This is a genomic window from Trinickia sp. NRRL B-1857, assembly GCF_050470685.1.
Taxonomy (GTDB): domain Bacteria; phylum Pseudomonadota; class Gammaproteobacteria; order Burkholderiales; family Burkholderiaceae; genus Trinickia.
In genome coordinates this window covers 1363718-1371337 of the sequence record NZ_JBFLUK010000011.1, presented here as the reverse complement: position 1 = coordinate 1371337, position 7620 = coordinate 1363718, and the positions used below count along the sequence as shown (strand labels likewise).

At 58.5% G+C, this 7620-nt stretch carries 8 protein-coding genes; all 8 read left to right on the top strand.

Features of this window, described 5'->3' with window-relative positions; translation table 11 throughout:
* Window positions 1-457 precede the first annotated feature (457 nt).
* The 8 genes from AB1286_RS26690 to AB1286_RS26655 all read left to right on the top strand — a co-directional run bounded on the left by AB1286_RS26690 (window position 458) and on the right by AB1286_RS26655 (window position 7594).
* Window positions 458-706, top strand: a complete 249-nt coding sequence (locus AB1286_RS26690) for an acyl carrier protein (protein ID WP_430366227.1) — start codon at window positions 458-460, stop codon at window positions 704-706.
* Window positions 684-1910, top strand: a complete 1227-nt coding sequence (locus AB1286_RS26685; protein ID WP_430366226.1) for a beta-ketoacyl synthase N-terminal-like domain-containing protein — start codon at window positions 684-686, stop codon at window positions 1908-1910. The genes AB1286_RS26690 and AB1286_RS26685 overlap by 23 nt, the downstream gene beginning before the upstream one ends.
* Window positions 1911-1928: 18 nt before the next feature.
* Complete coding sequence (locus AB1286_RS26680) at window positions 1929-3191, top strand: hydroxymethylglutaryl-CoA synthase family protein (protein WP_430366225.1); 1263 nt, start codon at window positions 1929-1931, stop codon at window positions 3189-3191.
* Complete coding sequence (locus tag AB1286_RS26675) at window positions 3188-3955, top strand: enoyl-CoA hydratase/isomerase (protein ID WP_430366224.1); 768 nt, start codon at window positions 3188-3190, stop codon at window positions 3953-3955. The genes AB1286_RS26680 and AB1286_RS26675 overlap by 4 nt, the downstream gene beginning before the upstream one ends.
* A gap of 112 nt (window positions 3956-4067) precedes the next feature.
* Window positions 4068-4931, top strand: a complete 864-nt coding sequence (gene fabD, locus AB1286_RS26670; protein ID WP_430366223.1) for an ACP S-malonyltransferase — start codon at window positions 4068-4070, stop codon at window positions 4929-4931.
* A gap of 82 nt (window positions 4932-5013) precedes the next feature.
* Window positions 5014-5958 carry an acyltransferase domain-containing protein gene (locus AB1286_RS26665; RefSeq protein WP_430366222.1) on the top strand — a complete coding sequence of 315 codons (945 nt, stop codon included), beginning with the start codon at window positions 5014-5016 and terminating at the stop codon, window positions 5956-5958.
* Between the two features lie 51 nt (window positions 5959-6009).
* On the top strand, window positions 6010-6774 hold the full coding sequence (locus tag AB1286_RS26660) for a metallophosphoesterase family protein (protein WP_430366221.1): 765 nt from the start codon (window positions 6010-6012) through the stop codon (window positions 6772-6774).
* Window positions 6761-7594: a 4'-phosphopantetheinyl transferase family protein gene (locus AB1286_RS26655; RefSeq protein WP_430366220.1), complete on the top strand. Its 834-nt coding sequence runs from the start codon at window positions 6761-6763 to the stop codon at window positions 7592-7594. The genes AB1286_RS26660 and AB1286_RS26655 overlap by 14 nt, the downstream gene beginning before the upstream one ends.
* Window positions 7595-7620: the final 26 nt, after the last annotated feature.

The following is a 7620-nucleotide window of genomic DNA, read 5'->3' as shown; positions in this document are numbered from 1 at the left end:
ATTTGCAAGGGCCCGGCGGAATTCCGCCGGGCGAGTGCGCTCGCTTTTTCCGAATGCGCCGCCGATGAGGCGGTTCACGAAGAACCGTTCGAAGTTGGTGCGCACTGAATTTCGAGCACATTTTTCAATTGTCGATTGATACTGAACTATGTACAATAAAAGCGCTTCACTAAGCACGCTAGTGCATTATTTAATGACTTTTGATCGTCATGATAATGACTATGCGCTGCCTGTTTTCCGCGTTCCTTGAGGCGGGGGTGCGAGCTCAGTGAGATCTTAGGTTCGCCGGGCGCGGCTATGCTCGGCAAGGTCGTCGCTCGAGCGGGCCTCGGCTTGTCTGATGGTGCAGTCAACCTCCCTTTCGCCGGAGGCGTCGCGTCTGTTTTTGCCCGATCGGCGCGCGTAGCGTTTCGACGTCGCCTGCCATCGATTCAGTAATATTAATATTTTGCCGACTATGACACATCAAGACGTACTCGATCTTGTCAAGAAGTGTATTTGTTCGATATTGCCGAATCTGAACGGGCAGCAGATCGGCACCGCCGACAGCTTGGTCGCGCTCGGTGCGAACTCGATAGACCGAGCTGAAATCACCGTTATGGCGCTAGAAGAGTTAGGGTTGAGGATTCCTCTAGTGGAAACCTATGGCCTTAAAAACATCGGCGAACTAGCGACCCTTCTGCATGACAAGCTCCAGAGCGCATGAACTCGCCATCACGGGGATCGGCGTAACGTCCGCCATCGGTCAGGAGAAGGCGTCCTTTAGTTCGGCCTTGTTTTCGGGGCGCTCGAATTTTCGAGTCATGGCTCGGCCGCTTCGTCAAAAAGACTCTCATTTCCTCGGCGCGGAAATCGATACGTTGGCGTGCCCCGATAGGGTCCGCCCGAACGTGTTCTCCGCCGTATCGCTTTCCGCGCAAGCTGCGCTGGCGGCGGTCGCCGAGGCATGGATCGACGCTAAGTTGGACGACGTCGATCCGGCTCGAATCGGCCTCGTCATCGGCGGATCGAACGTACAGCAGCGCGATCTCGTCGCGACGGTCGAAAAATACGCGGAGCGCATGGCGTTCGTCAGGCCGAGCTATGCCTTGTCGTTCATGGATACGGACATCTGCGGACTATGTACCGAAGAGTTCGGCATCAAAGGCTTGGCGTTGACCGTGGGCGGTGCATCGGCCAGCGGGCAAGTCGCGGTGTCGCAGGCGATGCAGGCCGCGCTTAGCGGGCAAGTCGACGTTTGCATTGCCGTGGGCGCCCTGATGGACCTCTCGTATCTCGAGTGTCAGGCTTTCCGCTCTTTAGGCGCGATGGGCAGCGATCGCTTTGCGCAAAACCCGGAGCTGGCCTGTCGGCCCTACGACAAGAGTCGCGACGGATTCATCTTCGGCGAGTGTTGCGGGGTAACGGTCATCGAGCGCGCCGAAGGCTGGGCGCGAGCCGGCGTCACGCCGTATGCTCGCATCTCGCCCTGTGCCGTGGCCATGGATGCGAATCGGCGGCCCAATCCGTCGTTGGAAGGAGAAGTGCGAGCGATCGAGGCGGCGCTTCAATACGCGCACCTGTCGCCGAAAGACATCGATTACATCAATCCGCACGGCTCGGGCTCGACGGCCGGCGACGAAGTGGAACTACAGGCGATTCGAGCGAGCGGCTTGTCGCATGCGTACCTTAATGCGACGAAGTCGCTGACGGGACACGGCTTGAGCGCGGCAGGCATCGTGGAAGTGATCGCGACGGTGCTGCAAATGCAGTCGGCTCGTCTGCACGGCTCGGTGAACCTAGACGAACCGATCGACCCATCGTTCAATTGGGTCCCAGCCGCGGGGCTGGAGCAAGAAATCAGGTGTGCGCTAAATATAAGCATTGGATTCGGCGGAGTGAATACCGCCTTGTGCATTCAACAATATTAGAGAGCGAGGGAGTAGTAGATGTCGGCTGCCGGAATCGAATCACTCAATATTTTTGCTGGATCGGCCTACATCGGGTTGCGCGAGCTTGCCGAATACCGGCAGCTCGACCCCGCGCGATTCGATAATTTGTTGATGAAAGAAAAAACGGTCGCGCTCCCGTACGAGGACCCCGTGACGTTCGCCGTGAATGCGGCCGCGCCCATCGTAGCCGCGTTGGACCCATCGGAGCGCGACAGGATCGAATTGCTGATCACCTGTACCGAGTCGGGCATCGATTTCGGAAAGTCGCTTAGCACGTATGTGCACCACCATTTAAAGCTCAATCGAAACTGCCGCTTATTCGAGATCAAGCAGGCCTGCTACTCGGGCACGGCCGGTTTCCAGATGGCGCTGAACTTCATATTGTCGCAAGTGTCGCCGGGTGCGAAGGCGTTGGTGATCGCCACGGACATCTCGCGCTTCATGGTCGCCAATAGCAGTGACGTTCTCACGCAAGACTGGGCGTTCACGGAACCCACCTCGGGTGCCGGAGCGGCTGCGATCCTCGTCGGGGAGAACGCGACGATATTCGCCCCCGATATCGGCGCGAACGGGTACTACGGCTATGAGGTGATGGATACCTGCCGCCCTGTTGCCGACAGCGAAGCGGGCAATGCGGACCTCTCTCTTTTGTCCTACCTCGATTGCTGCGAAAAGAGCTTCGTGGAATACGAAAAACGGTTGGCGTCCGTCGATTACAAAGAGACGTTCGATGCGTTGGCCTTCCACGTTCCCTTCGGCGGCATGGTCAAGGGGGCGCATCGGACGATGATGCGGAAATTCAAGAAAGCATCGCCGGAAGATATCGACGCCGATTTCCGCGCACGCGTGCTGCCGGGTTTGACCTACGCGCAGCGTGTCGGAAACATCATGGGGGCGAGTATTTTCATGTCGCTCGCCAGCATCATCGACAACGACCGCGCCGATTATCCGCGGCGGATCGGTTGCTTCTCCTACGGTTCGGGCTGTTGCTCCGAGTTCTATAGCGGTATCGTGCCTGAAGGCGCTCATCGGTTACTGCAACGATTCGAAATCGCCGCGCATTTGGACGGCCGCAAGAAGCTTTCGGTCGATGAGTATGCGGCGCTGCTCGAATCGAGCGATTGCGTGAAGTTCGGCACGCGCAACTCGAAGATCGCGCGCGGCGCGATCGACCCGCTGAGCGGCGCCGCCGCAGGGGGCGCGCGACTCGTCCTCAACGAGATTGCGGAATTCCACCGTCAATACGAGTGGGTGCAATGACTTACGAGACGATTCAGGTTAGGGCGCAGGGACCGGTCTGTTTCATTCGGTTCGACCGCCCCGACGCGCGCAACGCAATCAATACGCGCATGCTCGAGGAAATTTGCCATGCGCTCGATACCTATGAGGACGCTGCAAGCATCGTCGTGTTGGAAGGCTCGGCCGAATACTTTTGCTTCGGCGCGGATCTCAGCGACGCGCGCAGCCTGTCTTCGCAAGGAACGCCGAACGCGCCGGCGCCCGATCTGATGTACGACCTGTGGATGCGTCTCGCCGGGAGCGCGTTCATCACCATCGCCCATATCAAAGGCGTCGTGAATGCCGGGGGTGTCGGATTCGTGGCTGCGTCAGACATCGTGATCGCCCAGTCTTGCGCGTCGTTCGCCTTGTCGGAGATGCTGTTCGGGTTGATGCCTGCATGCGTCATTCCGTTTCTGGCGCGTCGCATCGGCTTCCAGCGGACGAACTTCATGACGTTGAGTACGCAAACCGTCTCGGCGCAGCAGGCCCTCGATTGGGGCCTGGTGGACATCCTCGATGACGACAGCGATGCGGCGTTGCGTCGAAATTTGTCGAGGCTCAGACGCATTTCAAAGCGAGCGATTGCTTCGTACAGGCAATACGCGAAAGCGGTCGATGAGTCGCTACCGAAATGCAAGGATGTAGCCGTCTCGACGAACGTGGCGATCTTCTCCGACCCGAAGAATATTGCCGCGATCAATCATTACATGGAAACGGGGCTGCTCCCGTCGATTGAGAGTTGAGCGCGGCGTCGCGGCATCGCGGCAGTTGTGGTGTGGACGAATCGTATTCGAGCGAGGCGCGCGGTGTGCGGCAAGCGCTTGCTCGCTTTGTAAAAACTGCGGAGGGTAGCTGATGCAAGTGTTTTTGTTTCCGGGCCAAGGTTCGCAATCTCGCGGAATGGGCGGCGCATTGTTCGACGAAGTACGAGAATTCGTCGAGCTGGAAAAGCAAATCGACGACGTGCTCGGGTATTCGATTCGACGCCTTTGCCTCGAGGATCCCGACAATCAGTTGGGACAGACCCAATACACGCAAGTCGCGTTGTATGTCGTGAATGCCTTGCACTACTACAAGGAGCTGGCGAGCGCAGGCAAGCCCCGATTCTTTGCCGGCCACAGCCTGGGCGAGTACAACGCATTGCTGGCCGGCGGTGCGTTCGATTTCCTAACGGGGCTGCGCCTCGTGCAGAAGCGCGGCGAACTGATGGGCCAAGCGCGTAACGGATCCATGGCTGCCGTCGTGGGCCTGAGCCCGGAAACGATTAAGACCGGGTTGATGGAAAACGAGTTGAACGGGATCGACTTCGCGAACTACAACTCTTACGAACAGTTGGTGATTTCGGGACCCGAGGCGCAGATCAAGGCGGCCGGTCCGATTCTCGAGCAGCTTGGGGCTAAGTTGTATCTGCAACTGTCGGTGAGCGCCGCATTCCATTCGCGCTATATGAAGGACGCCGCGGCCGCATTCGAACAATTCCTCGCGCCGATCGATTTTCAACCGATCACCGAGCGCGTGCTATCGAATGTCACAGGCGCGCTCTATCCTCAAGGGGAAGCGAGTGCGAGCGCCAAGTCGCTGCTCGTGCAGCAAATCGCGAGTCCTGTGCAGTGGACTCAAGGCATTCGCTACCTGATCGCGCGGGGCGCTTCGGAGTTCAAGGAAGTCGGCCCCGGCAACGTCTTGACGCGATTGGTCCAGCAGATCAGGAGCGCGTAGACCCTCTCCCTTCCTCGGAAGCGGTGAAAGGGCGGGTGAACTTTAAGGGTTGCAGCAGATGGCCGAAATGTCGAATGTGTTCATGTTTTCAGGGCAAGGTTCCCATTACTACCAGATGGGGCGAGCGCTCTTCGATGCCCATGCGGGCTTTCGATCGCGCTTACAGACACTGGATGCGATCGCGACGCCGCTGGTGGGGCATTCGCTCATCGATTGCTTATACAACAGCGGGTACTCGAAAGCCGATACGTTCGACCGGACCGTGCTGACCAGTCCGTCGATCTTCATGATCGAATATGCGTTGGCGCAAACGTTGATGGAAGACGGTATCCAACCCGACTACGTGCTCGGCGCAAGCCTCGGTACGTTTGCCGCGGCGTGTATCGCGGGTAGCATGAGCGTCGAGCAAACGCTGCCGCTCATCGTCAAGCACGCGAGAACGTTCGAAAGCCGCTGCCCGCATGGATCGATGGTGGCCATCTTGGCGAGCCCGGATCTCTATCGCACCGAACCGGCGCTGCATAACAATGCGGAGATGGCGGGCGTCAATTTCGCTTCGCACTTCGTCGTTTCGGCCGCCGGTGACCATTTGGCACGCGTATTGGCCTACTTGAAAGAGAAAGGGCACACGTATCAGCCCATTTCGGTCTCACAGGCGTTCCATTCACGATGGATGGACGACGCCCGGGGACCTTGTCTCGACGAGCTAGAGGCCGTCACGATTCGCGCCGCGGATATCCCGGTCGTCTGTTGTGCGCGGCGGGGCATCGTCGAGACGATCACGCCTGATAGCCTGTGGGCGGCGATGCGCGATCCGATTCAATTTGCGGATACGATCGAAGGGCTGGAGGCTCGTGGGCCGCATCGCTATATCGATGTCGGGCCGGCGGGGACGTTGGCGACGGCGGTGAAATACAATTTGCGCCCCGGATCCACATCGAGCACGGCGAGCATCCTGACGCCGTTCGGTAAGGATGTCGACAACTATCGCAAGCTCGTTTCGGCCGACGTGAGCCAGCTCGCTTAGCTCGCCATCGCTTGCGAATCGAGCCCTTTCGGTAGGGCTCCGACAGGGAACATGAGAGTATTTGCCATATCCGATGTGCACGTCGATCATGAGGTCAACTCGAAATGGGTGGACAGCCTATCGACGTCCGATTTCCAACAGGACGTGCTGATTCTGGCGGGCGACATCTCCGACTCCCTCCGCCGTCTCGAGCACTGCTTCACCCGGTTTGCCCGTCGCTTCGCAAAGGTTCTTTTCGTTCCCGGTAACCACGAACTCTGGGTGGTTCGCGATTCGCCGTTGATGACGTCCTTGCAAAAGTACGCCGTCGTGTGCAATCTCGCCGAGCAGTGCGGCATTTCCATGAGTCCGTTGCATATCGGGAAGCTCTCGATCTTACCGATGATGAGTTGGTACGACTTCTCGTTCGGGGTGCCGAGCGTGCATCTCACGAACGTCTGGATGGATTTTCGCGCTTGCCGCTGGCCCCTCGGCTTCGACGAAAGCCAAGCGACGTCTCACTTTCTTCGAATGAATGCCGAGCTTGCGCGTAAAGGCGACGAATTCATTATTTCGTTCTCGCACTTCCTTCCTCGTATCGACGTTATGCCTACTCGGATTCCGGATTCGACGCGCGCACTCTATCCTGTCTTCGGCAGCGCTCGGCTCGGGGAGCAGGTGAGGGCTTTGAAGTCGAACGTTCACGTTTATGGGCATAGTCACCTCAATCGCCGTACGGTGCTGGACGGAACGCTCTACGTAAACAATGCCTTCGCCTATCCGCAGGAAACGCATATCTCGGCGAAGGCGCTGGCGTGTATCTATGAAGTCCAATAGCGATCTCGCCGGCGTCGCGCTAGCCAGCGCCGATTGCGAGCGATTGCATCGGTCGCAAGTGCACGTGTGGTATGCCTTCCTATCGGAGGGGGACGCACAGCTCGATGCGGACCAATACGCGTTATTGGCGCCTTCGGAGCGCGCGCAGCATAGCCGCTTCTTTTTCGAAAAGGACCGGCATCGCTACCTCGTGACTCGGGCGCTCGTGCGCACGATACTTTCGCGCTATGCCGACGTGCGCCCGAAAGAATGGGCCTTCGAGGCGGGCCAGTACGGTCGCCCGGTCATATCGAACCCGGATCCTTACGCCCGTCGCCTTTCGTTCAATGTCTCGCATTGCGACGATCTGGTCGTTCTCGCGATCGCGATCGACCGCGAGATAGGAATCGACACAGAGAGCACGCGGCGAGACGCACCGCTCGATCTGGCCTACCACTACTTTTCGCCTCGCGAAATCGCTGCGTTGCGCGCGTTGCCTTTCGGCTCGAGAGCGCTGCGGTTTTGGGAACTTTGGACGTTCAAGGAAAGTTATATCAAGGCTCGTGCGATGGGCTTGTCGCTTCCGCTCGACAAGATCTCGTTTCTACTCGAGCAAGAGGGATCGGTATCGGCGACGTTCGATCCGGGGATCGAAGCCGATGACGATCGGTGGCAGTTTTGGCAGTTCCGGCCCGATGAGGACCATCTGGTCGCGATTTGCGTCGAACGCGTCGCAGATCAGGCTGTTCGTTTTTCCAATTGGCAAGCCCATCCACCGCATGCCGCGCAGTCCTTGCAAGTGAGAACGACGCGCATTCCGTATCAAGCGGTCGCGTCATAGCCGGCATCATTTCGTCGAATACCAGG